This window comes from Bacillus cereus group sp. BfR-BA-01316 (assembly GCF_022664195.1).
In the GTDB taxonomy this organism is placed as follows: domain Bacteria; phylum Bacillota; class Bacilli; order Bacillales; family Bacillaceae_G; genus Bacillus_A.
The window spans coordinates 217,767-244,714 of the sequence record NZ_JAKUGX010000003.1; the positions used below are offsets into that span (position 1 = coordinate 217,767).

Sequence of the window (26,948 nt, forward strand, 5' to 3'; positions counted from 1 at the left end):
AAGAAAAATGGCCCATGTGAAAGATGTATTAGCAGATCAGTTATTAGCGAATGCAAATGATCCCAGTTGGTATATGCCATTTTCAGATGCAGTTAAGGATTTATCAGAGAGAGAAGCCTTCTGGAAACCGAATGAAGAGAGTAATAGTATAGCTGAAATTGTACAACATTTACTGTATTGGAACTCAACGTGGCAAACTAGATACAAAGAATCGAATGTTAATGCCGTACCCGCTATTGGTGATAATAACAAAAGTTTTATGTTGTCAGATAATCAAACCTTTGATGAGTTAAGAGAAAAACTATTAGAGAAACTGTTACAATGGCAAAAACTCATCGATGAAGATAAGGTTGAAAGTGATGTAATTGGATTTCCTGTAAGTGCGAAGTGGTGGGAAGTGTTAGCTAATGTAACAACTCATAATGCGTATCATATTGGTCAAATTATTTACATCCGGAAATTACAGAAAAGTTTTGATAGTGAATAATGTAATGATTCTCTAATAGGGTGAACAAAAGTGGACAAAACGAGACAACTGTCTCATTTTGTCCACTTTTTTGCTTTTAAAAGGAAGAGAAAACCTATTAAATCAAGGATTAATATGTGGCACGGTACTTGCAATATAATAGACGAACAAGAAAATAGGAGGGCTGGACATGTTAAAAACAACTGAAAGTAAAGGGAATGAAATTACGAAAGAACAAGCTCGTTGGATGTACGAAAAAATGTTGGAGATTCGTAAGTTTGAAGACAAGGTGCATGAATTGTTCGCGCAAGGCGCTCTGCCAGGTTTCGTTCATTTATATGCTGGAGAAGAAGCGGTAGCAGTTGGTGTATGTGCCCACTTAACAGATAGCGACAGCATTACAAGTACACATAGAGGTCATGGGCATTGTATCGCAAAAGGTTGTGATTTAAATGGTATGATGGCTGAACTTTTCGGGAAAGCGACTGGGTTATGTAAAGGTAAAGGCGGGTCAATGCATATTGCCGATTTAGATAAAGGAATGCTTGGTGTGAATGGGATTGTAGGCGGTGGTTTTCCACTTGCTTGTGGTTCAGCATTAACAGCTAAATATAAAAGAACAAAAGATGTGAGTGTTTGCTTCTTCGGTGATGGAGCGAATAATGAAGGAACATTTCATGAAGGAGTTAACTTAGCGGCGATTTGGAAGTTACCAGTTATTTTCATTGCAGAAAATAATGGTTATGGCGAAGCGACAACATTCGAATATGCATCAAGCTGTAATTCTATTGCAGATCGCGCGAAAGCTTATAGCATTCCAGGTGTTCAAGTAGATGGGAAAGATCTTCTAGCCGTATATAAAGCAGCAGAAGAAGCAGTGGAACGCGCACGTAATGGCGGTGGCCCAACAATTATTGAATGTATGACATATCGTAATTACGGTCATTTTGAAGGGGAAGCACAAACATATAAAACTACGGAAGAGAAAGAAGAACATTTAAATGAAAAAGATGCGATTATTCATTTTCGCAAACATTTAATTCATGAAGGTTTATTAACTGAATCTGAGCTTGTTGATATGGAAAAAGCAGTAGATGAAGCGGTGCAACAATCAATTGAATTTAGTGAAAATAGTCCATATCCGGAAGATGAAGAATTATTAAAAGATGTATACGTGTCTTACAAATAAGAGGAGGGTGAAAAACAATGACTAGAACAGTAAGTATGTCAACTGCAATAAATGAAGCGATGAAATTATCAATGCGCCGTGATGAAAACGTCATTTTAATAGGTGAAGATGTTGCGGGTGGTGCGCAAGTTGATCATTTGCAAGATGATGAAGCGTGGGGCGGTGTTCTTGGTGTTACGAAAGGGCTTGTGCAAGAATTTGGCCGAAATCGTATTTTAGATACACCAATTTCTGAAGCTGGTTATATGGGAGCTGCGATGGCAGCGGCGGCAACTGGATTACGTCCGATAGCTGAATTAATGTTTAATGATTTTATTGGTAGTTGTCTTGATCAAGTTTTAAACCAAGGTGCAAAATTCCGTTACATGTTTGGTGGGAAAGCAAAAGTACCAGTTACAATTCGTACGATGCATGGTGCTGGATTTAGCGCAGCAGCTCAGCATTCTCAAAGTTTATACGCGTTATTTACGAGCATTCCAGGTATTAAAGTTGTCGTTCCGTCCACTCCGTATGATGCAAAAGGTTTATTATTAGCGGCAATTGAAGATGATGATCCAGTAATCTTCTTTGAAGATAAAACGCTTTACAATATGAAAGGCGAAGTGCCAGAAGGATATTATACAATTCCATTAGGAAAAGCGGATATAAAACGAGAAGGATCTGATGTAACAATTGTCGCAATTGGAAAGCAAGTTCATACAGCGCTCGCTGCTGCTGAGCAATTAGCAAAAAAAGGACTTGAAGTAGAAGTTATTGATCCGCTTTCTTTATCACGACTTGATGAAGATACAATTTTAGCATCTGTTGAAAAAACAAATCGCCTTATCGTAATTGACGAAGCGAATCCAAGATGTAGCATTGCGACTGACATCGCAGCGATTGTAGCGGATAAAGATTTTGATTTATTAGATGCGCCTATTAAACGAATTACAGCGCCACATACACCAGTTCCGTTCTCACCACCACTTGAAAAATTATATTTACCAACACCAGAAAAAGTGATTGAAACTGTATCGGAAATGATTGGAGATCGTTCGTTATTAAATGTGTGATGAAACGATGAGAAGGGAGAGAGAAAAATGGCTGTTGAAGTTGTAATGCCGAAGTTAGGAATGGCGATGAAAGAAGGTATTATTACGAGTTGGAATATTAAGGCGGGTGATAATGTAGCGAAAGGTGAATTAATCGCTAGTATTAACTCAGAAAAAATTGAAACAGAAATAGAAGCACCAGCTGATGGTACTGTACTGGATATAGCTGTAAGCGAAGATGAGGGAGTTCCGCCTGGTACTATTATTTGCTATATAGGTAAACCGAATGAAAAAGTAGTAGCGCATGGAGCTGTAGATAGTATAGAGGAATCTGTACCTAAAGAAGTAGCTCTTCAAAATGTACAGCATCCAGAACCGTATGCGAAAGAAGGAACGAAACAAAGAATAAAAATTTCTCCAGTAGCGAAAAAAATTGCGAAAGCTGAAAAACTTGATATTGCTACATTAATAGGAACAGGTCCTGGAGGAAGAATTACGAAGATAGATGTATTACAATCACTTGAAGAAAAAGTAGCTATTCCAGAAGTAAACGGAAAAGAAGAAAGTAAAGCAATTCCTATTACTGGTATGCGTAAAGCGATCGCAACTCGCATGCATACAAGTTTACAAAATAGCGCGCAATTAACATTAACAATGAAAGTAGATGTTACAGAATTAGTTGCTTTACATAAAAATATGGCTGAAGTTGTGCAAAGACGCTATGAAAATAAATTAACAATTACAGATTTCGTCGCACGCGCTGTTGTATTAGCACTTCGTGAGCATAAAGAAATGAACAGTGCTTATATAAATGATACAATTCATCAATTTGAGCATGTTCATTTAGGAATGGCAGTAGCGTTAGAGAATGGGTTAGTCGTTCCAGCTATTCGCTTTGCAAATAATTTATCTTTAGTAGAGTTATCTAAAGAAATTAAGAAAGCTGCGCAAAAGGCAAGAGAAGGTAGTTTAAGTAGTGATGATATGCAAGGAACGACATTTACAATTAGTAATTTAGGAAGTTTTGGAATTGAGTACTTCACACCGGTATTAAATACACCTGAGACTGGTATTTTAGGTGTAGGGGCAATTGAGCATGTTCCGATATATAAAGGAGAAGAATTACAAAAAGGAAGTATGTTACCTTTAAGTTTAACATTCGATCATCGTGTATTAGACGGTGCACCAGCAGCTGCGTTTTTACGCACAATTAAACAGTATTTAGAAGAGCCTGTAACAATTCTTTTATAAAGAGAAGGTGAGAAAATGAGTAAATTAGTTGTAATTGGAGGCGGCCCAGCTGGTTATGTAGCGGCGATAACCGCTGCTCAAAATGGTAAAGAAGTCGTTCTTATTGATGAAGCAGATCTTGGTGGAACGTGTTTAAATGTTGGGTGTATGCCTACGAAATCATTGTTAGAAAGTGCTGAAGTATACGATATTATTAATTATGCGAATCGTTTTGGAGTATTAGTAGATAAGCAGAATGTATCAATTGATTGGAAACAAATACAGACGAGAAAATCACAAATTGTTACACAGCTCGTACAAGGTATACATTATTTAATGAAGAAAAATAAAATTAAAGTTTTAAAGGGAAAAGCAAAATTTGTAACGGATCATCGTTTACAAGTTGTGCAAGGTAATAAGGAAGAAGAAGTAGTTGATGGTAATCAATTCATTATCGCATCGGGATCAGGACCGACTGAGCTGCCATTCGCACCTTTCGATGGAAAATGGATATTAAATAGTAGTCATGCAATGTCTCTTGAAAACATACCAGCTTCATTACTTATCGTTGGCGGTGGTGTAATAGGCTGTGAGTTTGCAAGTATATATAGTCGTTTTGGAACGAAAGTAACGATTGTTGAAATGGCACCGCAATTACTACCTGGTGAAGATGAAGATATTGCAAGCATTTTAAGAGAGAAACTAGAAAAAGACGGCGTAGAAATTTTCACAGGAGCAGCTTTAAAAGGATTAAATAATCATAAAAAACGAGCGTCGTTTGAATATAATGATAGTATTTACGAGGTATCTCCTGAGTATGTTCTTGTCTCTGTTGGCAGAAAACCACGAGTACAAGGATTATGTTTAGAGAAGGCTGGAATCCAGTTTTCAAATAAAGGAATTACTGTAAATGAACATATGCAAACCAATATATCGCATATTTACGCAGCGGGTGATGTTATTGGCGGGATTCAGCTTGCTCACGTAGCTTTTCATGAAGGAGTGACAGCAGCACTGCATGCAAGTGGAGAAGGTGTTAAAGTAAATTATCACGCTGTACCTCGTTGTATATATACAGCTCCTGAAATTGCAAGTGTTGGCTTAACCGAAAAAGGAGCTAGAGAGCAATATGGTGACATCCTCATCGGAGAATTCGCATTTACTGCAAACGGAAAAGCTCTTATTTTAGGAGAACAAACGGGTAAAGTAAAAGTCATTGTGGAGCCTAAATATCAAGAAATTGTAGGGATCTCTATTATCGGTCCTCGTGCAACCGAACTAATCGGACAAGGAACGGTGATGATTCATACAGAAGTAACGGCTGATATAATGAGAGATTATATTGCAGCGCATCCCACTTTATCTGAAGCGATTCATGAAGCACTACTTCAGGCGGTAGGACATGCTATGCACGCTTGAAGGTAGAAAGACCAGTCTAAAATGACTGGTCTTTCTACTATCTAATAATATTTAAGTAGCAATTTGTGTGAAACTATATAAAAATATAGTTCCACCTATTCAATTGAAATGCCCTGTTACTATTTGATTTCAATTGCTGAAGTTATATCGTTCCAATCCGCAGCTAAATTAGCAGTTTGACCATACCAATCAGAGTGTCTAAAGGAGACACCTTTTCCATATCCTTGAGTTGAAGAATGTTCCCATAGCGTTGTTGAATAACTTGCAGAAGGTGAAGCTGTACTTACAGAAGAAATTCTGTCGTTCCAGCTAGAAGGTAGGTTTTTAAAGCCGCTGCTCCAATAAATATACTGTCCACCTTTATTTTGATGCTCATAAAAATCGGTACTACCAGCACCACTACCTAAAGGGTTAATTTGATTTTTAAGTGCCTTTTTATCCTTTTCAATAAAAGCATTCAATGTTTCTCTGCTAGTAAAGCCATAAGCTAACCAATCTCCATTTTCATTTTGCTTAGGTAGTACCATAGTAATTTGGATGTCTTTTTTTGATTGATCGCTTAATTTTGTAAATGAATTAACATTCTTTTCATCAACTTTTAAATAATCAAATGATTTAATTGTATTATCTTTTTCTGCAGCACTTACTACTCCTAATCCTCCAGTTAATGCAAAACCTGCTACTAATGTCCCTGCTACTAATTTCTTCAACATATAACCATCCCTTTTTGTTTAGATTTTTGTACAGGAAAATCTTGTACAAGTAAAATGTAATCTAGTTTTATATTTTTGTAAATATTCTGAAGTTTTAGAAACAATAAACAGAATATTAACAGTTTTACATTTTCTTTTTAGAAAAAACAGTTATTAGAATGATATAATAAATAGATTAATTACTTTTTCTGGATATAAATATATTTTAGGAGAGATGTTTTTGAAATATTTCACAAAAGATTGGTATAAAGAAATGCAAGTTCCAGGATTTGTGAATTACATAGGTTCAATAGAATAATGGAAAGAAGATTTATTAAATTTTCTTCCTAATACACTAAATCCATAACAACACTATTGATTCAGAATATCCACCTAATGAATTAAAGAAACTTTTGATAGAGTGGACAGCAGATTATGAGAAAAGAATGGCTCAATTAGATCAATCATACTTAGAACATTTTAATTCCATCAAGAAAACGCTTCCGTCAAATGTCGTTCAGTTACATGAGGCATCACTACATGATAGTGAAATTTTAACTGTAGAGAGAAAATTAGAAGATATTTTATCTATAACATTAGATTGCAGTGGCACTTTTAGTGATTTCGATAAACTTCAAGTAACTTTTACAGGTGTGACGAAATGTTTTATGCCGGAAAATTTAGAAGGTGCTTGGTGGCTTTATCATGAAATAGAGCTTACTGAAGATGGTTTTGAATTGGGTGTTTTATTTGATTGTCCATTTAAAGAGGTGATAATTTGTGCAGAGGATGTACAAATCGAAAAGGGATAACCCTTGGTGCATTACAAATGTTTGACACGATAAAAAAATAAAGTTATTGTAGATACACGAAGTCTACAATAGGAGTCTACAATATGAAATATTCTAAAGCTACAAATTATGCTCTTCATACAATGCTTTTTCTTGCAAAGGCTACACCAAATAAACTCGTTAGTGTTCATCAATTAGCAGAAATGCAAAAAGTTTCACCTACGTACTTGTCAAAAATATTAACAAAGTTGACTAAGGAAGGCATGATTCATTCATCCTCAGGACCTAAAGGTGGTTATTCACTTAGCAGTAATTGGGAAGATATCTCTTTTTTAGATATTATACATGCTATTGAAGGGAAAACATCATTATTTGAATGTTGTTTGCATCATGAACCTGGATGTGTAATAAATGAAGTAATGCTTGAAGCAGAGGGGAAAATGGAAGAAGAGCTAAGAAATCAAAAAATAGCAGATCTTACGAAGAAAATAACGGTGGATTTTTGATCCGCTTTTATTTTTTAATAATATTAAAGATAATAACACTCTTTAATATCTTTAATATAAATGTTAATTATTGGAGGGTTTTTATTTATGAAATTTATTGATTGTGCTGTTATAGGTGCTGGTCCAGCAGGAATTAATGCAAGTTTAGTTTTAGGGAGAGCTCGTAAACAAATAGCGTTATTTGATAATAGAACGAATAGGAATCGTGTAACACGAAAGTCTCACGGATTTATTACACGTGATGGTATTAAACCAGAAGAGTTTAAGGAATTAGGGTTAAACGATTTGAAGAAGTATCCATCGGTTCATTATTATAAAAAAACAGTTTCAACGATAACGAAGAAATCTACTGGTTTATTTGAGATTGTGACATCGGATCATACAAAATATGTAGCTGAAAGAGTTTTATTAGCAACGGGTATACAGGAAGAATTCCCATCCATCCCTGATGTACGGGAATTCTATGGAAAAAGTTTATTTAGTTGTCCGTATTGTGATGGATGGGAATTAAAAGATCAACCTCTCATTATTATTTCTGAAAACGAAGATTATACGTTGCATATGACAAAATTAGTTTATAACTGGTCTACAGATTTAGTAATCGCAACAAATGGTAATGAGTTAAGTAAGCCTATTATGGATGAACTGTGTAATAAAAATATAAGAGTTATTACAGAGCCTATTCATGCACTACATGGTGAAGAAGGTTATTTAAACCAAGTAGAGTTTCGTTCAGTTTTGCATATCGAAAGATCTGGAGGATTTATAGTACCTTCTTTCTTTAGGCCAAATCGATTTATAGAACAACTTGGTTGTGAACTGCAAAGTAATGAAACTTTTGTAATAGATGATTTTGGTCGTACTTCAGAAAAGAATATTTACTTAGCAGGAGAAACAATTACTCAAGGGCCATCTTCATTAAGTATTGCTGCATCACAGGGAAATAAATCAGCGATAGCAATTAATAGCGATATTACAGATGAGCGGTTCTAACTAGAATTTAGAAGGAGGAGAAGAAGATGAATAATTTTTGGGATGATCGATTTAAATCGGATGAATATTTTTATGGGGAAGAACCTAATATATTTATTCAAGAACAAGCATTTCGTTTGGTAAATCACAATAAAGTAATAGCTTTCGCAGAGGGAGAAGGTAGAAATGCTATTTTTCTAGCAAGACAAGGACACGAAGTAACAGCTATTGATTATTCGGAAGGTGGATTAGAAAAAACAAAAAAATTAGCCGCGAAGCATAACGTAAAAGTGCATACAAAAAAGGTAAATTCATTAGCTGATAGTTTACCAGCTAATGAATTCGATGCGGCAATTATGGTATTTGGACATTTTCATACTGATAATCAAAGAATGATATTAAATAAAATGATTCATACGATAAAGCCTGGTGGGTTAATAATGATTGAAGTTTACTCGAAACAGCAATTAAATTATGGTACTGGCGGGCCAAAAGATATTGATATGCTGTATGATCCAATTGATATTCTTACTTGGTGTGAAGAACATGAGGTAATTCATTTCTTTAATGGAGAACAAGAGCGAATTGAAGGGAAAGGACATACTGGTTTAGCTCATGTTATTCAAGTTGTTATTAGAAAATCAGTGTAAATGTTGGTGAAAGTTGAATGCTTGAATGTAAAAATACCAGTCATTTAAGACTGGTATTTTTATTTAGATACTAAATTATCAAGCTTCCAATATGTATTTGTTAATGGAGCAACTTTACTATCTATATACAAATACATATTATTTAAATCTTTAGGTGAAGTTTTCATTTCAAATAAAACGTCAGTAGTTAAAGAGAACTCAGATGGAACCTTTTCAGCGCTCTCATTTTGTATAAATTCACCTTCGTATTTTTCACCAGTTTTTTCATCTTTTATGAAATATTTTATTTCTGAAAGATCTATGGTTTGTCCGTCAACACGAGCATTATTAATTGTAACGCGAGCTGTAAGACGCCACTCTTTGTCTATTTTTTCGAATTTTGCATTTTCAACTGTTGCTCTATAGTATTCGTTTTTAACTATTTCCCCATAGTGCATTGCATTCTTTTCGAGAGCGCTCTTCTCTTGTTTTGGTGTAGTACTACCATTACATCCTGCCATTATTCCTGTAAATATTAATGCTGTACATGTTACTTTAATTAAAGATTTCATAGTAATTCCTTTCTATATTAAAAAGTAAAACATAGGAATAATTTTACATAAACAGGAAAATAAATGGAAGTCTTTTTGTGGAATATGCAAATATGCATGTATTTGGTATTGAAATTAATTAAATAGAAAGAAGAAAAAACTTGCATAAAGCTGGAAGAATAAGAATTGAAAATATTGTAAAACAGAAAAAACATGCATATAATTGAATGAGAAGGATTAAATTTCTGAATCTTCAATAACGGTGGTGAGAACATGTTCACAGAAGAGCGTAGAGAGAAAATTTTAGAGCTACTTAAAAAAGACGGAAGAGTAATCGCAAAAGATCTTGCAGAAATATTTGATATGTCTATCGATTCTATAAGAAGAGATTTTTCTATTATGGAGAAGGATGGTTTGTTAAAAAGGACACATGGGGGAGCAATTGAACTTACGCGAGTGAGAAACTTAGCTGCTGAACCATTTAAGCGTTATAGTGATAGTTCAATATACGAAGAATCAATTGCTAAAGTTGCTACATCTTATATACAAGAAGGAGATTCTGTTTTTATTGGTGGGGCTTCAATTCATTATGCAATGTTAAAATATTTACCTAAAACATCATTTACAGTTATTACGAATTCTATAGAAATAGCTAGTAAGTTACGGGAATATGAGAACATTGATACGTACTTAATTGGTGGCAAGGTGAAACCATCAGGAAATATGACGGATACACTTGCCTCGGAATCGATTAGTAGTTTTACTATTGATCTTTATTTTTCTACAGGTGGTGGCGTTTCATTATATGGTATAAGTACTGCAACACCAGAAGTTGCTTATTTCGGAAAAGCAGTAAGCAAAATTGCTCGAAGAAATATTTGTTTAGCATCCCATAATAAACTTGGTGTCGAGTGTTTTATAAAAGGAGAGTCTCTTAATGAAATTAATCTTATCATTACAGATGGAGAAGCTCATAAAGAAATAATTCAAGAGTTTGAGAATCAAGGTAAAAAAATAGTGATTGCCCAATCTACTGAATAACAAAAGGAGTTTACTATGATTATAAAAGGGAAAGAGTTTTGTATAAAAGGACTAGAGTATACGATTAGATCTGCAGCCAAGCATGATGCAGAGCAGCTATCGAAAATAAGAGTACAAATCGATGGAGAAACTGAAAATATGGATAGAGAAGAAGGTGAGGGATTTATAGATACGAAAGGATTTCAGCAAATAATAAAAACGGATAGTGAAAAGACGAGAAATATCTTTTTAGTTGCGGAAGTTCATAACCGTATCGTTGGATTTTTAAGATGTGAAGGATCTGATTTAAAGAGATTGTCTCATAAAGTAGAGTTTGGCGTTTGTATTTTAAAAGAGTTTTGGGGATATGGGATTGGCAAAAATCTTTTGCAAGAATCTATCAATTGGGCTGATGCAAATGAAGTGAAAAAGATAGCGTTACAAGTGTTAGAAACAAATGCAAAAGCAATTCAGCTTTATAAAAGATTAGGCTTCGAAGTAGAAGGCGTTCTGAAAAATGATAAGATGCTGTCGGACGGTAAGTATTACAATACGGTTGTAATGGGTAGGGTGAATGGTACTTTTCATAAAAGAGGTGAAGAAGTATGTTTTACAGAAGGAAATACTATATAGTGAAAAATGAATTCATTGAAATATTTAATAATCATTTCAATGATACAAATTTACCAAATCAATTAAAGTACGGTTCTCGTTTAATAGGGCGCTGGATGAAAGGTAATAATGATGGTACGACTGAAGTATTTGCAATATGGGAATATGATAGTTATGAAGATTATGAAGAAATTGAAACGGAAATTAGAAATGATAAAATGCATGTTAAAAGAATACATGATTGGTATGAAAAACATGGCGGGAAAGAATATGTTTTACGAGAGTACATAATAGAGATGAAAAATGAAGAGTTACTATGTACTGTAAAATGATAGAGGAGTGAAGCCAAATGGGGATTAGAACGAAATTATATTTTAGTTTAGCATCTACTATTTTATTTATCGTTGCAGTGGTGATATTCTTTTTTTATAATAATCCGATAAAGTGGTTTTGGTTCTGTATTTTACTAGGATCAGTTATACAAAATATAGTTTTATTTAAAAAATATAAAGAACTCCATTAAGATATTCAAATTATTAACATATTTGTGTCGTCTTTCTAATTGTATTGAAAATGCATTTACCCAGTTTTATAATAAAAGTATGTTTTAAAATCTCCAAATAATTAAAGGGGAGATGATACTATGTTAGCTTCACCGTTTTACTTACATACATGGAAAAAGTTTGTGGATGAAGGCATTCTAGATTCTGATCGTATGAATCAAAGAATTTCAGAGTCATGGCATCGATGCAAACAAGCAAATGTAAATCCTCATATGAATAAAGGTCAGAATATTTTGACTTCTGTTGTTTTTCAAGATCAAAAGCAAAAGAGTGAAATTTTTCTTGATATAGCATTACCTCATTTACAAAATATGAAGAAAACAATTGATGAATTGCAAATGATGGCATTATTAATTGATCCAGATGGATATGTGCTTTCATTAAGTGGAAATAAACAAACATTAAAACGAGCGAAACATATTAATTTCATAGAAGGCGTGAAATGGACAGAAGCTGCAGTTGGGACAAACGCTATTGGTACGGCTCTAGCAATTGAAGAGGCCATTATGATAACTGGTACAGAACATTATTCTGTCGCATCTCATAGCTGGAGTTGTGCAGCAGCTCCCATTCATAATGATGATGTGAAATTAATTGGTGTTCTTGATTTCTCTTGTCCGATTGAGTTTTCACATCCGTATATGCTCGGTATGGTAACTTCAATTACGCATGCGATTGAACGTGAATGTAGCATTCAAATACATCAAAATGAACTACACTTAATTCACCGCTTTTTAGATGTAATTGACAGTGATGAACAAGTTGTTATTTGTAACCATCGTGATGTTATCGTTTCTGCGAGTAAGAGTGTTCGCGAACGAGTATCTAATTGGTCACGAATGAAACTTGAAAATTTAATGCAAAATGGATTGAAAACTAAATTAGAAATACCTGTATATAGTAATGATAGATTGATAGGGAAATGTATTTATTTAAAGGGAAATAAATAAACAAACGAATTTATATTCTACTTTTCCATTAATGAAAGGGATTTCTTTTCCTGGAGTTATTGGGACAAGCAACTTATTTCAACATACATTAGAAGAAATTAAGCTTGTTTCACCGACAGATGCTAGTGTATATGTATGTGGTGAAACAGGTGTGGGGAAGGAATATGTCGCTAGAGCAATTCATGAAAATAGCCCAAGGAAAGGTGGACCTTTTATAGCTGTTAACTGCGGTTCGTTGCCGAAAGAGTTGATGGAAAGTGAACTGTTCGGTTATGCTGAAGGGGCGTTCACAGGAGCACGCAGGCAAGGATATAAAGGTAAGTTTGAACAAGCGGAGGGAGGAACAATCTTTTTAGATGAAATTGGAGAAGTTCCTCCTGAGATGCAAATAGCACTTTTGCGTGTTTTACAAGAACGAATAGTAACACCAATTGGGAGTTCAAAAGAAATTCCAGTAAATATTCGTGTTATTACTGCGACGCATAAAGATTTATTAAGATTAGTAGAGGAAGGGGAATTCCGTCAAGATTTATATTATCGTTTACACGTTTATCCAATATACGTTCCATCATTATCAGAAAGAAAAGAAGATATCCCGTATTTCATACAAGATTTTTGCGAGCGAAAGCAATGGAATATTCAATTTCCCGCTAGCATTATCATTCAATTTACACAACATAAATGGCCAGGAAATATAAGAGAATTATTAAATGTATTAGAACGCATTTACATTTTGTCGCAAGGACGGGAAATATGCGAAAAGCAAATATCATTTTTGTTACAAACGATGATGGGAAATCAAAACCAACTTGAATTACAAACAGAAAATAAAGAGGAACATACGCTAAATTTCCGTGAAAAAGTACAGCGCGATAGCATGATGGAAGCGTTGCAAAAGACGAACGGAAATGTTTCATTAGCTACAAAATTATTAGATGTACCACGTAGTACGTTTTATAAACGAATGCAAAAATTTAAGTTATAAAAGTAGATTTTTGTAATCTACTTTTTCTTTGTGAGCTCACGTTCTGTCGGAATATGCGCTTGCCAGGGAAATAATAGAATGTTAAGAAAAAAAGATTTCCTAAAGGAGAGTCTTAAGTGAAGTATATTGAAATTGGAATCGGGAATAGGTGGTTCGTTCGAACGGAAACTGAAAATAAAGATGGAACTGAATTTGAGGAACGAGGAATTATAAAACCGATTTATTTTGAGTCTTTATATGTACGAATTTGGTTACGGAAAACTTGTTTTATTTTAGATACGAAAGAGGGTTTTAAGAAAGTAAGAAAAAGTAGAGCTGAGTATAAGTTTATTGTTGGAATGGTGAGTAGGTTAAAACAATAGAATCAAACAGGAGGTGTTCTTATGATTAGAATTACCACATTCATACTCGCAATTATTGTAATGGTCTATTCCATCTATAGTTGGAATGATGATTCGAAACAAAGTATGCTTATTCTACAATTGCTTCTAGGATTTATGTTAGCTGGTATGGGGGTGCAAAATTTTAAGAAAGATGAAAAAGAGAATAAAAATTTGGGGATTATTCTCTTACTTGCATCGCTATTTTGTATTTTTGTATCGGTAATAAAATATTTAAAATAAACCGTTACTAAGCATATTGAGTAACGGTTTTTTGAGGTTATAATGTGCTATTTATATAACCCTGTCTTATACATTTCCGTCAAAGTATACACAATTTCTTCTAAATCTATCTCTTTATCATTTTGCACAATTGTCCAGAGGAACATTTCATTCATAGAGAACCAACCGCGTGCGACAATCTCTTTATTTAACGCAGTTCGTGCTAATCCATTTTCTTGGGAATGAGTAATATCTTGCATAATACGTATTACAAAACGTTCTCGGATTTCATTCCATTTTTGACGTATTTCTTCAGAGGTTCCTATTGCTTCTTCCACAACTTGTAATAGTGCTCTTTTTTCCTCAGCTAATTGTAAAAAAGCACGTACTTGACTTTGGATCATACTGTGTGCTTCTGTCTTTGTTTGAGGGGAGAAAGAGCGATCAGCAATATCATAAAAGCGATTCATAACATCTTCCATCAAAACGACGAGGAGAGCATCTTTGTTTTTAAAGTATACATATGCTGTTCCATAACCAGTTTCTGCATGTTTAATAATTTGCGTGATTGTAGTTTTCTGAAATCCGTTTTTTATAAAAATAGTATAACCGGAATGTAATAGTTTCTTTTTTGTTTCTAAGGAGCGGTGTTTTCTTGTTGAAAGAGTAGAATTTTTCAAGGAATCACCTCTTTTTACTGAAATATCTGAAAATATAATTGTATTGTAAAAGAAGTTCGTATATAAAGTCAACTGACATAATATCATTGACGCTATATCAACTTAGGTGATATATTTCAATTAGTTAGAATAAAAAGAAAATTAAAAGAAGGTGACACCATGTATAAAGAACCATTTCAACCAACTTATGAGTATGCGCTTGAATGTGATAAACATGATGAACTGAAAGATTTTCAAACTGAATTTTATAAAAAAGAAGGAACAATATATTTAGATGGTAACTCTTTAGGGTTGCTTTCAAAAAGAGCAGAGAAATCGTTACTTACGTTGCTAGATTCATGGAAAGAGTATGGAATTGATGGATGGACTGAAGGAGAACATCCTTGGTTCTTCCTATCAGAACAGCTAGGGGAATTGACTGCACCTCTTATTGGTGCTTTACCAGAAGAAACGATTGTAACTGGTTCTACGACTACGAATATACACCAAGTTATTGCGACGTTTTATGAGCCGAAAGGAATACGCACAAAAATTCTTGCTGATGAATTAACGTTCCCATCAGATATATATGCGCTCCAAAGTCAAATTCGTTTAAAAGGATTAGATCCAGATGAGCACCTAATGAGAGTAAAGAGCAGAGATGGTAGAACATTAAATGAGGAAGATATCATTCATGCGATGACTGATGATATCGCTTTAATTTTATTGCCTTCTGTACTATATAGAAGCGGACAGATTCTTGATATGAAGCGATTAACAGCTGAAGCTCATAAACGTGGTATTCATATCGGTTTTGACCTATGTCATTCAATCGGCTCTATTCCGCATCATTTTAACGAGTGGGATGTTGATTTCGCTGTATGGTGTAATTATAAATATTTAAATGCAGGACCTGGTAGTGTAGCAGGGTTATATGTGAATAAAAAACATTTTAATAGACTGCCAGGATTATCTGGTTGGTTTAGTTCTAGAAAAGATAAGCAGTTTGATATGGAACATTCATTAACTGCAGCTGATCATGCTGGGGCGTACCAAATAGGAACACCTCACGTATTGAGTACGGCACCATTAATTGGTTCTCTTGAAATTTTTAAAGAAGCTGGCATTGAGAGATTACGTGAAAAATCATTACATATAACAAGATATATGCTCGATTTAATTCAATTAGAGTTAAAGGATATGGGATTTACAATCGGAAATCCGCTAGAGGATGAAAAACGAGGCGGGCATATTTATTTAGAACATGCTGAGGCGGCACGTATATGTAAAGCGTTAAAAGCAAATGGAGTGATTCCAGACTTTAGAGCTCCAAATGGAGTTAGACTTGCACCGGTTGCTTTATACAATACGTATGAGGAAGTATGGAACTCTGTACAAATTTTAAAGAAAGTTATGAAAGAGGAAGAATATAAAAACTTTGAAAATAAGCGAGAGGTTGTGGCTTAAGCATGAAAACATCGCAGTGGATTGATATTTCACAACCGCTAAATAATGATATCGCGACGTGGCCAGGGGATACACCGTTCTCGTATGAGGTTTCATGGTCAAAAGAGGACAGTGGTTCAGTAAATGTCGGAAAGTTAACGATGAGTATCCATACTGGCACTCATATTGATGCACCTTTTCATTTCGATAATGACGGCAAGAAGGTGTTAGATTTAGATATACACGTATATGTAGGCGCAGCACGAGTTATCGATGTTTCAGGGCTGGAGAGTATCGGTAAAAAGGAATTAGAACGATTTAACTTAGAAGGTGTAGAGCGATTATTATTACGTACATCTTCACATGGTAAAGCGCAAGAATTCCCAGAAGAAATCCCGTATTTACGTGCTGATATTGCACCTTTTCTATCAAATAAGGGCATTCGTTTAATTGGGGTAGATGTACCTTCTGTTGATCCTTTAGATGATAAAGAACTAGCAGCACATCATCAATTATTTAAACACGGAATTCACATTTTAGAAAATGTCGTACTAGATCACGTAGCAGACGGCGATTACGAACTTATTGCCTTACCACTTGCATTAACAGATGCAGATGGGAGTCCAGTTCGCGCTGTTATTAGGCCAATATAAGTAGAAATATATAAAAGGGGCGTTTGACTAATATGAAAGAAAACGAAAAAGTAATTATGGAAAAAGGGATTCACACTGATTTTAAGGAAAATATGACGTACGGAGAGTATTTACAGCTAGATAGCTTATTATCTAGTCAACAAAGATTATCAGATCATCATGATGAAATGTTATTTATCGTTATTCACCAAGCGAGTGAGCTTTGGATGAAACTAATTTTACATGAACTGAATGCAGCAATTGAATCTATTAAAAATGATAAATTAGCACCTGCATTTAAAATGTTAGCACGTGTATCAAAAATTCAGTCGCAAATTATTCAATCTTGGGATATTCTTGCGACATTAACGCCATCAGAATACATTGAGTTCCGTGATTCACTTGGTCAGGCTTCAGGTTTTCAATCATATCAATATCGAATGATTGAGTATGCACTTGGTTATAAAACACCACATGCATTAAAGATTTATGAAAAGGACCTAGAATTACATGCTCGTCTTCATAAAGCACTTCATGCACCAAGTTTGTATGACGTTGCGATACAAGCGCTTGTTAAAGAAGGATTCCCAATTCATAAAGATGTGTTAAATCGTGATATTACGCAGCCTTACGAAGAGGATGCAACTGTAGAAGCGGCTTGGATAGAAGTATATGCGGACGTGCAGAAATATTGGGATTTATATCAGCTTGCAGAGAAATTAATCGATATTGAAGACTGGCTACAACAATGGCGTTTCCGTCATATGAAAACGGTAGAACGAATTATTGGTCATAAAATGGGAACAGGTGGCTCTTCTGGCGTATCTTATTTAAAGCGAGTGCTTGATCAATGCTTCTTCCCAGAGCTTTGGAACGTTCGAACGAAATTATAAGAATAAACTTGTCAGCTGATAAAGGCTGGCAAGTTTATTTTTTTGTTTTAAAAACAAATATGATTTAATAGAGAGAACGAGATGAACAACAAATATTACATAATCATTTAGATGGAGGAAGACTACTTGAATTTCGAGCAATTACAAAGTAAATTTGAAAAGAAAAAAGTTAATACATTTCTTGTTTATCAAAAGGGGGAATTAACGACTGAATACTATAAAACGATAGACTGTGCAAATGACTTATTTAAAATTAATTCGATTACAAAAAGTATCGTATCTATATTAATTGGTATCGCAATTGATAAAGGATTTATAAATAATATACATACACAAATCACAACATGGATTCCAAATGTACCGGAGAAAAAGAGGGAACTAACGCTGTATCATTTATTAACGATGACAACAGGAGAAGATTGGCAAGAGTTCGGAAATGGGGTTGTTTTCCCAAATGATTTTGTGGAATCACACAATTGGGTGCAATACATTTTAGAAAAACCGCTCATTGAAGAAATGGGTACGAAAATGAATTATAATTCAGGTTCTTCTCACTTACTTAGTTACATCATTCAACAAGCAACTGGAATGTCGACGGAGCAGTTCGCGAAAAAGTATTTATTTGAGCCGTTAAACATTACGGAGTATGAGTGGCAACAAGACCCGCAAGGTATATATGTTGGCGGATTTGGTATGAAAATGAAATCTATAGATTTATTAAAGTTAGGAAAAGTATGTTTGCACAATGGATATTGGAAGGGGAATGAAATTGTATCATCGAAATGGTTAGAAGAATCAGGTGAGGCTCTATTTGAAACGTATGAACATGTCGGGGCATATGGATATCACTGGTGGGTATTAAATAACGAAAGATTTCACATACCGTATTGTATGTATTTTGCTATGGGATATGGAGGGCAATACATTATTATCATTCCGCAGTTAGAGCTCGTAGCTGTAATTAGTAGTCACATGCCAAAACGTGGCCTCGTACCATTAAAGTTATTTATAGAGCATATAAAAGAGAATTCCAATCATAAATAAGAAGAGGAAGGAGGTGTTTTATGAGAAGTACAAAAATGATAGCGATTTATAGACTGTTATTAAGTCTTCTAGCGTTTAGTGCACTTATTACTCAATTTGTTACAAGAGCACAAATGAAACCGTTCAATCCAGTTAATTTTTTTAGTTACTTCACAATTGAAAGCAACATTTTAGTGGCGGTAATTCTGCTATTAAGTAGTTTGGGGACAGCCACACTCGGACGTTCCGAGCAGTTTGGAGTTCTTCGCGGTGCAGCTACAGTTTACATACTGACAACAGGACTTATTTATTTTTTGTTATTAAGGGGATTAGAAGAATCACTTCAAACGCCGATACCGTGGATAAATACTGTGCTTCATTACATCATGCCATTAGCAATGATTTTAGATTGGGTTATAAATCCACCTACTAAGACAATCACGTGGAAACAAGCTACTAGTTGGCTGATTCTCCCGCTTTTATATGTTGTCTATAGCTTAATGCGCGGTCCATTCGTTAATTGGTACCCATATCCGTTTCTCGATCCGAGAATAGGTGGATATGGGAAAGTACTTTTATATAGTATCGGAATAGCGGTTGTAATTGGAGCTATTTGCGGATTAGTAAAAATGTTAGGGAATCGATCTTTGCATATGAAAAATAATCCTCCTTATTAAGTAAGAAGTACATAAAGAAACCTCTGTCTGTATGTAAAGACGGAGGTTTCTTTATTTTACCGATTTGTTTTCTGAAATGACATCTTTAAAAATTTCTCTGTTTTCGTATCGAATTCTACATCAACAAAAACACCATATTCTTTCCCACCTTCACGCAGCCACAGCTTAAATTTTTCAACTGTTATTTGAACAGTTTTTGGTTTTCTACCTATATGAAGGTAATCAATAATCTCTGCTTTCGGATATTGTTCTTTCGTTTTTTCAACGGCCAGTTTACCCCATTTTGCATAGGGCGGCTGTGCGTGAACTATAGATGGACCAGTATATATATTTGAACATGTTGTTAGTAAAAAAATCGAGAATGCTATACGTGTGAAGAAATACTTCATAATAAGCTCCTTTTACTCTTTTTTTATATTGTGTGCATATATCTTCAAGCATATAAGTTTGGCTTTTTTTGTCTTCTTTACATAAAAGCTTCACATTTACAAAACATAACCATGAATTCATTACTGTAATTAAGGAGGGAAATATATGCGTCAAAAAGGTTTTTTGAAGATAGCGGTTTTACTTACCTTTATTGGCTTATCTTTAATGGTAAGTAGTATACAAACCAAAAATGTAGAAGCCTTTTCTAATCAAGTTATCCAAAGGGGAGCATCTGGAGAAGATGTCATTGAATTACAATCTCGTTTGAAATATAACGGATTTTATACGGGGAAAGTTGATGGTGTTTTCGGATGGGGTACATATTGGGCACTTCGAAACTTTCAGCAAAAATTTGGATTGCCGGTTGATGGTTTAGCGGGTGCTAAAACGAAGCAAATGCTTGTAAAAGCGACGAAGTATGATAAGTCGACCGCTAATAAAGGTACTACAACTAATAAAGGGAATAGCGGTGGTACTGCACAAGAAAATAAACCACCACAAAGTAAAGGGACAAATGTTCCAAACGGTTATTCTCAAAATGACATTCAGTTAATGGCAAACGCTGTATACGGAGAGTCACGTGGCGAGCCATATTTAGGACAAGTTGCAGTGGCTGCGGTAATTTTAAATCGTGTCACAAGTGCATCGTTTCCAAATACCGTTTCAGGTGTAATCTTTGAACCGAGAGCCTTTACAGCAGTAGCAGATGGACAAATATATTTAACGCCAAATGAGAATGCGAAAAAAGCCGTATTAGATGCAATCAATGGATGGGATCCAACAGGGAATGCACTATATTATTTCAATCCAGATACTGCGACAAGCAAATGGATTTGGACTCGTCCACAAATTAAAAAAATCGGCAAACACATTTTCTGTAAATAGAGCGGAGGTGGAAACATGTTAAGAGGTATTATCATTGTATTATTAACAATAGGTGTAGTCGGAACAGGATATTGGGGCTATAAAGAGCATCAAGAAAAAAATGCAGTATTAATTAGAGCGGAAAATAGTTATCAGCGCGCGTTTCATGATTTAGCGTATGAGGTTGACTTATTACACGATAAAATCGGGACAACACTTGCGATGAATTCACGTGCGTCTCTATCGCCAGCATTAGCAGATGTGTGGCGTTTAACATCTGAAGCTCGTTCTGATGTAGGTCAACTACCATTAACATTAATGCCATTTAATAAAACGGAAGAATTTTTAGCGAATATCGGTGATTTTAGCTATCGTGCAGCGATTCGTGATTTAGAAAAAGAACCGCTAAATGATCAAGAGTATAAAACATTGCAAACTTTATATTCAAATGCAGGAAATATACAGGATGAACTAAGAAAAGTGCAACATCTTGTTTTGAAAAATAATTTACGCTGGATGGATGTAGAACTGGCACTTGCGTCTAATCAAGATCCAGCAGATAACACAATTATTGATGGATTAAAAACAGTAGAGAAGAATGTAACGTCATACTCATCTACTAATTTCGGTCCTACTTTTACAAGTGCACAAAAAAATAAAAAGGGCGGATTTGAAGCAGAGGGTAAAGCGATTTCTAAAGATGAGGCTGCAAAAATCGCAAAATCATTTTTAAATTTAAAAGGAAATGAAAAAGTAGAAGTTGAGAAAAGCGGAAAAGGCGCAAAAGAATCTTTCTACAGTGTGAAAATTAAAGATCCAGCAACAAACAACGAATTTCACATGGATATTACTGGGAAAGGTGGATACCCAATTTGGGTAATGAATAATCGAGAAATTAAAGAACAAAAAATTAGTTTAAATGATGCAGGAAGTAAAGGATTGACGTTTTTAAAGGATCACAAGTTTACAAATATGGAGCTGTTTGATAGTTCTCAATATGATAATATCGGTGTGTTTACGTACGTTGTAAGTGAAAATGGAGTGCGTATTTATCCAGAAGCAATTCAAATGAAAATTGCTTTAGATGATGGATCGATTGTTGGTTTTTCCGCAAAGGAATATTTAGCATCGCATCAAAAACGAACAATTCCGAGTGCGAAGCTAACTGCTGCTGAGGCGAAAAAGAAAATTAACCCCGATGTAAAAGTTATGGAGGAACGTAAAGCTGTAGTAGTAAATGACTTGCATAATGAAGTACTTTGTTATGAATTTATTGGTACTTTAGGGAAAGATACGTACCAAATTTTCATTAACGCAAATAGCGGTGCAGAAGAAAAAGTGAAGAAGATGCAAGCTGTTGAAAAAATTTATGATTAAACATCAATGATAAAGTGGTGAAAATAATGAAAATCATTATATATATGTTAATGCTTTGTTTCGTCATTACTGGATGTAGCATTGGAAAAAAAGACAATCCTAATGAAAAGCCAGAACAAAAAAATGTCTCGATGAAAAATGTTAATTATACAAACAAATCAAATAAGCCAAACGAAAAAGCTGCTGATCATTTAGCATCTTTAGCTGCAAGTGTACCAGGTGTGAATGATGCGACAGCGGTAGTAGTGGGGAAATATGCTGTTGTAGGTATTGATGTAAAAGCGAAACTTGATCGAACTCGTGTTGAGTCAATTAAGTACTCCGTAGCAGAAAGTTTGAAGAATGACCCAAATGGTGCTAATGCAGTCGTTGTAGCAGATGTTGATACGTATGAAAGATTAAAACAAATAGGTAAGCAAATTAAAAAAGGTAAAACTGGTGAAGGTATACTTGATGAACTAGCAGCAATTGTTGGCCGAGTAATGCCGCAAGTTCCAAATGATATGATTGAAAATAGAGAAACGAATCCGATTAAAGATAATGATAAACAATTACCAAAAGATGAAGAACAAGAACTACGAAAAGAACAAGAAGATCAGTCAAATAACCATTTGAAAAAATAGTGAAAATCCCGTACTAAATTGTACGGGATTTTTCTTCAAGATTAAATATTCAGTTTATTTTTAAGGGAATATATGGTTTAATAATGAGGGGAGGGACAACCGTTATGATGAAAAAAAGCGCACTCATATTAGGTGTTTTATGCATAGGTTTTAGTATGACAGCGTGTGAACAGAAGAAAGAAGTGAAGAAGAAAACAGCTACGTCTTCTACTATAACGGAAAATAAAAAGCAAGAGTCCATTAATATAAATCATTTCTCAAATATTAATGAAGGAATGACTTATACAGAAGTGAAAGATTTAATCGGTTTTGAAGGGGATTTACTCATAGAAGAAGGGGAAGAACATTCTACACAAATTAAACAAATTTTTGCTTGGAAAGGCAGCGATCCAAAATCATTTGCTGAAATTACATTTTTGGATGGAAAGGTGCATTCTAAAACACAGCAAGGTTTAAGTTAATAACTTGAAGGAATGGGAGAGTTAAGCATGAACATACATACAGGGGAAATACAATTAGTTCCGTATAAGGAGCAGTATAAAGAGATAATACAATCATTTACTTTACCAAGTGAACAAGTTCAATTTACGGCGAATCCAGGTGAATTACTGGAGAAAGCGAAAAATGATCGAACTAAAAATGTTGTTATTATTTTAGATTATAATGGAGTACCTGTCGGTGTATTCGCATTACAAACAGGTGACAGAGTACAGGAGTTTACAGAAAATAAGGATGCCATACTTTTAACTTCTTTTTCCGTTAATCATAATAAACAAAGGAAGGGATATGCTAAAAAATCATTGGCGTTATTACAAGACTTTGTAAAATATTATTATCCAATAAAAAATGAAGTGATTCTTGCTGTAAATGAAAAAAATATTCCGGCACAAAAGTTATATGAAAAAGTTGGGTTTCAAGATAAAGGGTATAGAAGAATGGGACCGATTGGACAACAATTAATATTGCATTTACTTATTGCAAAATAATGAAAAGAAACTTACTCTTGAAAAAAATCATGTAGTAAGTTTTTTTGTTTGAGATATTGTCCATGCATGCTATGTTAGAAGAATTAAAGCCAGTATCCGAGAAATATAAATGTGCAAAACAAACCGATTGCTAAGCATTTAAATACGTGAGGGGTAATTATATGACAATTTATATTGCACTACTACGGGGGATTAATGTAGGTGGACATAAAGTAATCAAAATGGCAGATTTGAAAAAACTGTTTGAATCAATAGGGTTAAAACAAGTGAAAACATATATTCAAAGTGGAAATGTAGTATTTGAATCAGAAGATGATATAAGTTTTCTAAAGGAACGGATTGAATGTGAAATTAAGAACGTTTTTGATTTCGATGTTCCGGTCATGTTAAGAGCAAATGATGAATTTATTAATATTATTAAAAAGTGTCCTTACGAGACCCATTCGTTATTAGAAGGAGAAAGTGTACATGTGGCCTTTTTAGCTAATCCACTTTCTGAAGAAGACAGTAAGCGGTTACTTATGTACAAAAGTGACATAGAAGATTGCCATATCGAAGGAACAGTAGTGTATTTATTTTTCAAAAAAAGCATTCGGAATTCTAAACTAATGAACCAGTTTCAAAAATTACATACGCCAGCTACAGTAAGGAACTGGCGGACTGTGAAAAAGTTAAAAGCAATAGTAGAAGGGATTTGAATATAAAAAATGTGGTTTTCTGCATATAGAAAACCACATTTTTTATTTATATTGTTTTGCGACAATGAGTTCAACAATAGGGAAAATAAGAAAGGAAGAACAGAGTGCAATAAAGAGTGGAAGGTTTTTTACACCATCTAAATTGGAACCCATAGAAAATCCTTCTGAGCAGAGTAATATAAGGAACATAACACCTACAAGCACAAAATACGCGATTTTAAAGCTTTTATATGTAATTTGTTGTCCCATCTCATCTTGACTTTCTTTCGATACTCCGTTTGGATCTCCCCATGTAATATGATTAATTAAATTACTAAGTATTAAAGAAGCAGCGAAAATCGTTCCGCCCAAAATTGAACCTTCAGTTGCGTATTTGTATGCGCCATGTCCGAGTATCGCGATTAACGATAAAACAATGATTACAAAAATAATCTTTTTAGTATTCAATATATAATTGCACCTCCACGATTGTAAAAAACTCTTTACAATCATAGTATAAAATTGGAAAAGTTTTATGTCAAATGCTTTTTACACGAGAAATGAATATTTGTGATATTTTGTTTAAAGGATGAAGAAAAAATTAAATTACATTTGAATGTAAAAGAATGGGCTCGCATATATTTGGAAGGGATGTCAGATTAAATTAGGGGGTAGTTATGTCTATTCTTTTAAAAGCTGGTGCAGATGCAGGAAATAATGGTTTGAAGTTAATGGTGAAAGGGCAGGAACCTATTTTTATTCCGAGTATTTATTCTTTATATATAGGTGAGCCTACGGGGTTGTTAGATGAAGGTGATGTTTCATCGTCAGAATTAGAGAATCACATTGATGTGACCATTAGTTCTCCATCGCTAATGTTAAATAACGTACGATACATCGTTGGAGAAAAAGTGATTCAAGATCAATTAAAAGGTACTGAAGTAGAGAAGAAATCAAATAAATCTACTGATGAGTTAATGGTTATTACAATCCTTTCAGGTTTAGCGATAAGTGCTATGCGTCAAAGTCCAACTTCAAGTCATATTAATATTCGTTATGATTTATCGGTGGCTCTTCCAATGCAACTTATTACACAGGAAATCGCTGCTGAAAATGCGAAACGGTATATGGGTAATCACAAGGTCATATTCCATTATCCAAATGGGCGCGATGTTACGATTAATGTTTCTATTGAGTTTTGTAAATGTCTACCTGAAGGCGCTTCTGGGACGTGGGGTATTGTATATGATGAGGAAGGAAATGTTGTGAAACATAAAATAGAATGTGAACAAAATCAAGTTTCAGAAATTGATTTTGTAGATAAAACTTTATTGTCTTTTGATATTGGCGCGGGGACAACGGAAGAAGTTGTTTCATTAGGGGTAAATTTCCGTCCGCAATTAAGTAAAGGATTATCGTACGGTGTAAAAGAAACGTTACTACAAATTATTACGAGGTGGAATCGGAAATATCCTACGAAAACAATTGATAGTATTACAGAATTTAACCAAATTTATTTAAATGAAAAGCACCCAAGAAATGCATTGTTAGTTGAGGAATCACAACCAGCGTTTTTAGGTTTAGCAGCACGTGTCGCAACGGATATTATTAACAAAATTGATGATATGAAAGACGATCCATATGTATTTATTTATGGTGGGGGTGCAGTTATTATTAAAAATAGCTTGAAAATGATTTTAAAACAAAAAGGACGCTTGAAAAATGTGATTTTTGTAGATAACCCGTTATTTACCAATGCTCGTGGGTTATTAGTATATACATGCTCGCCAAAATATAGAGAGCATAAGCAAAAAGAGTTAGGGTTCACAAACTTAACGATAAGTTAGTTGGTGGAAGTATGCGATCTAGGCGATATAAACGTGGTGATCGAGTGAAAATTAATATTAATAAATCAGTATCGCCTGAAATGATTGCTTGGCTTAATAAACAATCTAATCCAACTAATTTCTTTTTCTTTGCAGCCCAGCAATTATTTAAACAAGTAGGAGATATTGATGTATCAAAAACCTTGCCAAGTAGCCATGTTTTTTCTTTATATGTAGAACCGTCATCTCTATTAAAAGTTGAAATGAATCCATTTAAAAACGTATCACTAGAAAATAGTAAATCCACCGAAAACGTAAAAAAAAAATCGTGGGAATCTGTTGATCAGTTAGATTGTCCATTCTTTTGAACATAGAAAAATATAGGTAGAGCCCATCACTATACATAAGGATTAAGTGATGGGCTTTTGTTATTGTATCGTAATTTCTATAAAAAGAAGAGTGCAATACAATAAAATGTACCCTATAGAATAGACACTTAAAAAAAGTCTATTCTATAGGGTATTTCTTGTATAATAAGAGGAAAATTGGGATCGGAGAATGTTCAAAATGACAAAAAAGCTATTTACAGAAAGAGAAATTCAAATTTTATCGAGTAACCCATACGTAA

General features: G+C 34.3%; 32 protein-coding genes and 2 pseudogenes. 29 read left to right on the forward strand and 5 right to left on the reverse strand.

Annotated elements, in window-relative coordinates:
• Positions 1-7: 7 nt before the first annotated feature.
• The 5 genes from MR071_RS04360 to lpdA all read left to right on the forward strand — a co-directional run bounded on the left by MR071_RS04360 (position 8) and on the right by lpdA (position 5,335).
• Positions 8-487, forward strand: coding sequence for a DinB family protein (locus MR071_RS04360; protein WP_105584904.1), 480 nt, complete (start codon positions 8-10; stop codon positions 485-487).
• A gap of 169 nt (positions 488-656) precedes the next feature.
• Positions 657-1,655 carry an acetoin:2,6-dichlorophenolindophenol oxidoreductase subunit alpha gene (acoA, locus tag MR071_RS04365; protein WP_242235162.1) on the forward strand — a complete coding sequence of 333 codons (999 nt, stop codon included), beginning with the start codon at positions 657-659 and terminating at the stop codon, positions 1,653-1,655.
• A gap of 17 nt (positions 1,656-1,672) precedes the next feature.
• Positions 1,673-2,707, forward strand: coding sequence for an acetoin:2,6-dichlorophenolindophenol oxidoreductase subunit beta (gene acoB / locus MR071_RS04370; RefSeq protein WP_242235164.1), 1,035 nt, complete (start codon positions 1,673-1,675; stop codon positions 2,705-2,707).
• Positions 2,708-2,734: 27 nt separating this feature from the next.
• Positions 2,735-3,937 carry a dihydrolipoamide acetyltransferase family protein gene (locus MR071_RS04375; protein ID WP_242235165.1) on the forward strand — a complete coding sequence of 401 codons (1,203 nt, stop codon included), beginning with the start codon at positions 2,735-2,737 and terminating at the stop codon, positions 3,935-3,937.
• Positions 3,938-3,952: 15 nt separating this feature from the next.
• Positions 3,953-5,335 (forward strand): dihydrolipoyl dehydrogenase, encoded by a 1,383-nt coding sequence (gene lpdA, locus MR071_RS04380; RefSeq protein WP_242235167.1) that lies wholly within the window; start codon positions 3,953-3,955, stop codon positions 5,333-5,335.
• Positions 5,336-5,454: 119 nt separating this feature from the next.
• On the opposite strand, the gene MR071_RS04385 is transcribed toward lpdA, so the two are convergent.
• On the reverse strand, positions 5,455-6,048 hold the full coding sequence (locus tag MR071_RS04385; RefSeq protein ID WP_000914462.1) for a hypothetical protein: 594 nt from the start codon (positions 6,046-6,048) through the stop codon (positions 5,455-5,457).
• Positions 6,049-6,268: 220 nt separating this feature from the next.
• Here MR071_RS04385 and MR071_RS04390 point away from each other — a divergent pair.
• From MR071_RS04390 to MR071_RS04405, 4 genes and pseudogenes are all read left to right on the forward strand, one after another.
• Positions 6,269-6,839: pseudogene (locus tag MR071_RS04390) on the forward strand (DUF4085 family protein).
• Positions 6,840-6,922: 83 nt separating this feature from the next.
• Entirely contained in the window at positions 6,923-7,324 is a 402-nt protein-coding gene (locus tag MR071_RS04395; RefSeq protein ID WP_002032693.1) for an Rrf2 family transcriptional regulator, read from the forward strand.
• 87 nt (positions 7,325-7,411) lie between these two features.
• Positions 7,412-8,317, forward strand: a complete 906-nt coding sequence (locus MR071_RS04400) for an NAD(P)/FAD-dependent oxidoreductase (protein WP_242235169.1) — start codon at positions 7,412-7,414, stop codon at positions 8,315-8,317.
• 26 nt (positions 8,318-8,343) lie between these two features.
• A complete protein-coding gene (locus MR071_RS04405) occupies positions 8,344-8,946 on the forward strand; it encodes a class I SAM-dependent methyltransferase (RefSeq protein WP_242235170.1) in 603 nt (200 codons plus the stop codon).
• A 59-nt stretch (positions 8,947-9,005) separates the two neighbouring features.
• On the opposite strand, the gene MR071_RS04410 is transcribed toward MR071_RS04405, so the two are convergent.
• Positions 9,006-9,497, reverse strand: coding sequence for a hypothetical protein (locus tag MR071_RS04410; RefSeq protein WP_242235172.1), 492 nt, complete (start codon positions 9,495-9,497; stop codon positions 9,006-9,008).
• A 252-nt stretch (positions 9,498-9,749) separates the two neighbouring features.
• Here MR071_RS04410 and MR071_RS04415 point away from each other — a divergent pair, with 252 nt between their 5' ends.
• The 7 genes and pseudogenes from MR071_RS04415 (at position 9,750) to MR071_RS04445 (ending at position 14,229) form a co-directional block, all read left to right on the forward strand.
• Positions 9,750-10,517, forward strand: coding sequence for a DeoR/GlpR family DNA-binding transcription regulator (locus MR071_RS04415; protein WP_105584893.1), 768 nt, complete (start codon positions 9,750-9,752; stop codon positions 10,515-10,517).
• A gap of 15 nt (positions 10,518-10,532) precedes the next feature.
• Complete coding sequence (locus tag MR071_RS04420; protein ID WP_105584892.1) at positions 10,533-11,129, forward strand: GNAT family N-acetyltransferase; 597 nt, start codon at positions 10,533-10,535, stop codon at positions 11,127-11,129.
• Positions 11,102-11,440: an NIPSNAP family protein gene (locus MR071_RS04425; protein WP_105584891.1), complete on the forward strand. Its 339-nt coding sequence runs from the start codon at positions 11,102-11,104 to the stop codon at positions 11,438-11,440. The genes MR071_RS04420 and MR071_RS04425 overlap by 28 nt, the downstream gene beginning before the upstream one ends.
• A gap of 17 nt (positions 11,441-11,457) precedes the next feature.
• On the forward strand, positions 11,458-11,631 hold the full coding sequence (locus MR071_RS04430) for a hypothetical protein (RefSeq protein WP_181149450.1): 174 nt from the start codon (positions 11,458-11,460) through the stop codon (positions 11,629-11,631).
• 120 nt (positions 11,632-11,751) lie between these two features.
• Positions 11,752-13,606, forward strand: a pseudogene (locus MR071_RS04435) (sigma-54-dependent Fis family transcriptional regulator).
• A gap of 116 nt (positions 13,607-13,722) precedes the next feature.
• The gene (locus MR071_RS04440) at positions 13,723-13,968 is read left to right on the forward strand and encodes a DUF3977 family protein (protein ID WP_105584889.1); all 246 of its coding nucleotides are present in this window, start codon (positions 13,723-13,725) and stop codon (positions 13,966-13,968) included.
• Between the two features lie 21 nt (positions 13,969-13,989).
• Entirely contained in the window at positions 13,990-14,229 is a 240-nt protein-coding gene (locus tag MR071_RS04445; protein WP_105584888.1) for a YczI family protein, read from the forward strand.
• 47 nt (positions 14,230-14,276) lie between these two features.
• On the opposite strand, the gene MR071_RS04450 is transcribed toward MR071_RS04445, so the two are convergent.
• Positions 14,277-14,888, reverse strand: a complete 612-nt coding sequence (locus MR071_RS04450; RefSeq protein WP_242235174.1) for a TetR/AcrR family transcriptional regulator — start codon at positions 14,886-14,888, stop codon at positions 14,277-14,279.
• 159 nt (positions 14,889-15,047) lie between these two features.
• On the opposite strand from MR071_RS04450, the gene kynU reads away from it, so the two are divergent.
• The 5 genes from kynU to MR071_RS04475 all read left to right on the forward strand — a co-directional run bounded on the left by kynU (position 15,048) and on the right by MR071_RS04475 (position 19,538).
• Positions 15,048-16,334, forward strand: coding sequence for a kynureninase (gene kynU, locus MR071_RS04455; protein ID WP_242235176.1), 1,287 nt, complete (start codon positions 15,048-15,050; stop codon positions 16,332-16,334).
• A gap of 2 nt (positions 16,335-16,336) precedes the next feature.
• Complete coding sequence (gene kynB / locus MR071_RS04460) at positions 16,337-16,966, forward strand: arylformamidase (protein ID WP_105584885.1); 630 nt, start codon at positions 16,337-16,339, stop codon at positions 16,964-16,966.
• Positions 16,967-16,998: 32 nt separating this feature from the next.
• Positions 16,999-17,838: a tryptophan 2,3-dioxygenase gene (gene kynA / locus MR071_RS04465; protein WP_105584884.1), complete on the forward strand. Its 840-nt coding sequence runs from the start codon at positions 16,999-17,001 to the stop codon at positions 17,836-17,838.
• Between the two features lie 126 nt (positions 17,839-17,964).
• A complete protein-coding gene (locus MR071_RS04470; protein ID WP_242235178.1) occupies positions 17,965-18,882 on the forward strand; it encodes a serine hydrolase domain-containing protein in 918 nt (305 codons plus the stop codon).
• A 20-nt stretch (positions 18,883-18,902) separates the two neighbouring features.
• Positions 18,903-19,538 carry a Pr6Pr family membrane protein gene (locus MR071_RS04475; RefSeq protein ID WP_242235180.1) on the forward strand — a complete coding sequence of 212 codons (636 nt, stop codon included), beginning with the start codon at positions 18,903-18,905 and terminating at the stop codon, positions 19,536-19,538.
• Positions 19,539-19,594: 56 nt separating this feature from the next.
• On the opposite strand, the gene MR071_RS04480 is transcribed toward MR071_RS04475, so the two are convergent.
• Positions 19,595-19,927: a DUF3889 domain-containing protein gene (locus MR071_RS04480; protein WP_105584881.1), complete on the reverse strand. Its 333-nt coding sequence runs from the start codon at positions 19,925-19,927 to the stop codon at positions 19,595-19,597.
• 145 nt (positions 19,928-20,072) lie between these two features.
• Here MR071_RS04480 and sleB point away from each other — a divergent pair, with 145 nt between their 5' ends.
• The 6 genes from sleB to MR071_RS04510 all read left to right on the forward strand — a co-directional run bounded on the left by sleB (position 20,073) and on the right by MR071_RS04510 (position 24,515).
• Positions 20,073-20,852, forward strand: coding sequence for a spore cortex-lytic enzyme (sleB, locus tag MR071_RS04485; RefSeq protein ID WP_105584880.1), 780 nt, complete (start codon positions 20,073-20,075; stop codon positions 20,850-20,852).
• A 15-nt stretch (positions 20,853-20,867) separates the two neighbouring features.
• Positions 20,868-22,208, forward strand: coding sequence for a germination protein YpeB (gene ypeB, locus MR071_RS04490; protein ID WP_105584879.1), 1,341 nt, complete (start codon positions 20,868-20,870; stop codon positions 22,206-22,208).
• A 26-nt stretch (positions 22,209-22,234) separates the two neighbouring features.
• Complete coding sequence (locus MR071_RS04495) at positions 22,235-22,831, forward strand: YhcN/YlaJ family sporulation lipoprotein (RefSeq protein ID WP_070143265.1); 597 nt, start codon at positions 22,235-22,237, stop codon at positions 22,829-22,831.
• 104 nt (positions 22,832-22,935) lie between these two features.
• Positions 22,936-23,292 (forward strand): hypothetical protein, encoded by a 357-nt coding sequence (locus MR071_RS04500; RefSeq protein WP_105584878.1) that lies wholly within the window; start codon positions 22,936-22,938, stop codon positions 23,290-23,292.
• A gap of 27 nt (positions 23,293-23,319) precedes the next feature.
• The gene (locus tag MR071_RS04505; RefSeq protein WP_242235182.1) at positions 23,320-23,817 is read left to right on the forward strand and encodes a GNAT family N-acetyltransferase; all 498 of its coding nucleotides are present in this window, start codon (positions 23,320-23,322) and stop codon (positions 23,815-23,817) included.
• 161 nt (positions 23,818-23,978) lie between these two features.
• Positions 23,979-24,515 carry a DUF1697 domain-containing protein gene (locus MR071_RS04510; RefSeq protein WP_105584876.1) on the forward strand — a complete coding sequence of 179 codons (537 nt, stop codon included), beginning with the start codon at positions 23,979-23,981 and terminating at the stop codon, positions 24,513-24,515.
• A 42-nt stretch (positions 24,516-24,557) separates the two neighbouring features.
• Here MR071_RS04510 and MR071_RS04515 read toward each other — a convergent pair whose 3' ends face one another.
• Complete coding sequence (locus MR071_RS04515; protein ID WP_002110239.1) at positions 24,558-24,962, reverse strand: hypothetical protein; 405 nt, start codon at positions 24,960-24,962, stop codon at positions 24,558-24,560.
• 209 nt (positions 24,963-25,171) lie between these two features.
• Here MR071_RS04515 and MR071_RS04520 point away from each other — a divergent pair, with 209 nt between their 5' ends.
• Together MR071_RS04520 and MR071_RS04525 are read left to right on the forward strand one after the other, a co-directional pair.
• Positions 25,172-26,341 carry a ParM/StbA family protein gene (locus MR071_RS04520; RefSeq protein WP_105584875.1) on the forward strand — a complete coding sequence of 390 codons (1,170 nt, stop codon included), beginning with the start codon at positions 25,172-25,174 and terminating at the stop codon, positions 26,339-26,341.
• Positions 26,342-26,352: 11 nt separating this feature from the next.
• Positions 26,353-26,688, forward strand: coding sequence for a hypothetical protein (locus tag MR071_RS04525; RefSeq protein ID WP_105584874.1), 336 nt, complete (start codon positions 26,353-26,355; stop codon positions 26,686-26,688).
• The last annotated feature ends 260 nt before the right edge of the window (positions 26,689-26,948 follow it).

Bases quoted from the DNA above. Each gene is read 5' to 3' on its own strand.
- MR071_RS04360 (WP_105584904.1), top strand. From the start codon at position 8: ATGGCCCATGTGAAAGATGTATTAGCAGATCAGTTATTAGCGAATGCA.
- acoA (WP_242235162.1), top strand. From the start codon at position 657: ATGTTAAAAACAACTGAAAGTAAAGGGAATGAAATTACGAAAGAACAA.
- acoB (WP_242235164.1), top strand. From the start codon at position 1,673: ATGACTAGAACAGTAAGTATGTCAACTGCAATAAATGAAGCGATGAAA.
- MR071_RS04375 (WP_242235165.1), top strand. From the start codon at position 2,735: ATGGCTGTTGAAGTTGTAATGCCGAAGTTAGGAATGGCGATGAAAGAA.
- lpdA (WP_242235167.1), top strand. From the start codon at position 3,953: ATGAGTAAATTAGTTGTAATTGGAGGCGGCCCAGCTGGTTATGTAGCG.
- MR071_RS04385 (WP_000914462.1), bottom strand. From the start codon at position 6,048: ATGTTGAAGAAATTAGTAGCAGGGACATTAGTAGCAGGTTTTGCATTA.
- MR071_RS04395 (WP_002032693.1), top strand. From the start codon at position 6,923: ATGAAATATTCTAAAGCTACAAATTATGCTCTTCATACAATGCTTTTT.
- MR071_RS04400 (WP_242235169.1), top strand. From the start codon at position 7,412: ATGAAATTTATTGATTGTGCTGTTATAGGTGCTGGTCCAGCAGGAATT.
- MR071_RS04405 (WP_242235170.1), top strand. From the start codon at position 8,344: ATGAATAATTTTTGGGATGATCGATTTAAATCGGATGAATATTTTTAT.
- MR071_RS04410 (WP_242235172.1), bottom strand. From the start codon at position 9,497: ATGAAATCTTTAATTAAAGTAACATGTACAGCATTAATATTTACAGGA.
- MR071_RS04415 (WP_105584893.1), top strand. From the start codon at position 9,750: ATGTTCACAGAAGAGCGTAGAGAGAAAATTTTAGAGCTACTTAAAAAA.
- MR071_RS04420 (WP_105584892.1), top strand. From the start codon at position 10,533: ATGATTATAAAAGGGAAAGAGTTTTGTATAAAAGGACTAGAGTATACG.
- MR071_RS04425 (WP_105584891.1), top strand. From the start codon at position 11,102: ATGTTTTACAGAAGGAAATACTATATAGTGAAAAATGAATTCATTGAA.
- MR071_RS04430 (WP_181149450.1), top strand. From the start codon at position 11,458: ATGGGGATTAGAACGAAATTATATTTTAGTTTAGCATCTACTATTTTA.
- MR071_RS04445 (WP_105584888.1), top strand. From the start codon at position 13,990: ATGATTAGAATTACCACATTCATACTCGCAATTATTGTAATGGTCTAT.
- kynU (WP_242235176.1), top strand. From the start codon at position 15,048: ATGTATAAAGAACCATTTCAACCAACTTATGAGTATGCGCTTGAATGT.
- kynB (WP_105584885.1), top strand. From the start codon at position 16,337: ATGAAAACATCGCAGTGGATTGATATTTCACAACCGCTAAATAATGAT.
- kynA (WP_105584884.1), top strand. From the start codon at position 16,999: ATGAAAGAAAACGAAAAAGTAATTATGGAAAAAGGGATTCACACTGAT.
- MR071_RS04475 (WP_242235180.1), top strand. From the start codon at position 18,903: ATGAGAAGTACAAAAATGATAGCGATTTATAGACTGTTATTAAGTCTT.
- MR071_RS04480 (WP_105584881.1), bottom strand. From the start codon at position 19,927: ATGAAGTATTTCTTCACACGTATAGCATTCTCGATTTTTTTACTAACA.
- sleB (WP_105584880.1), top strand. From the start codon at position 20,073: ATGCGTCAAAAAGGTTTTTTGAAGATAGCGGTTTTACTTACCTTTATT.
- ypeB (WP_105584879.1), top strand. From the start codon at position 20,868: ATGTTAAGAGGTATTATCATTGTATTATTAACAATAGGTGTAGTCGGA.
- MR071_RS04495 (WP_070143265.1), top strand. From the start codon at position 22,235: ATGAAAATCATTATATATATGTTAATGCTTTGTTTCGTCATTACTGGA.
- MR071_RS04500 (WP_105584878.1), top strand. From the start codon at position 22,936: ATGATGAAAAAAAGCGCACTCATATTAGGTGTTTTATGCATAGGTTTT.
- MR071_RS04505 (WP_242235182.1), top strand. From the start codon at position 23,320: ATGAACATACATACAGGGGAAATACAATTAGTTCCGTATAAGGAGCAG.
- MR071_RS04510 (WP_105584876.1), top strand. From the start codon at position 23,979: ATGACAATTTATATTGCACTACTACGGGGGATTAATGTAGGTGGACAT.
- MR071_RS04520 (WP_105584875.1), top strand. From the start codon at position 25,172: ATGTCTATTCTTTTAAAAGCTGGTGCAGATGCAGGAAATAATGGTTTG.
- MR071_RS04525 (WP_105584874.1), top strand. From the start codon at position 26,353: ATGCGATCTAGGCGATATAAACGTGGTGATCGAGTGAAAATTAATATT.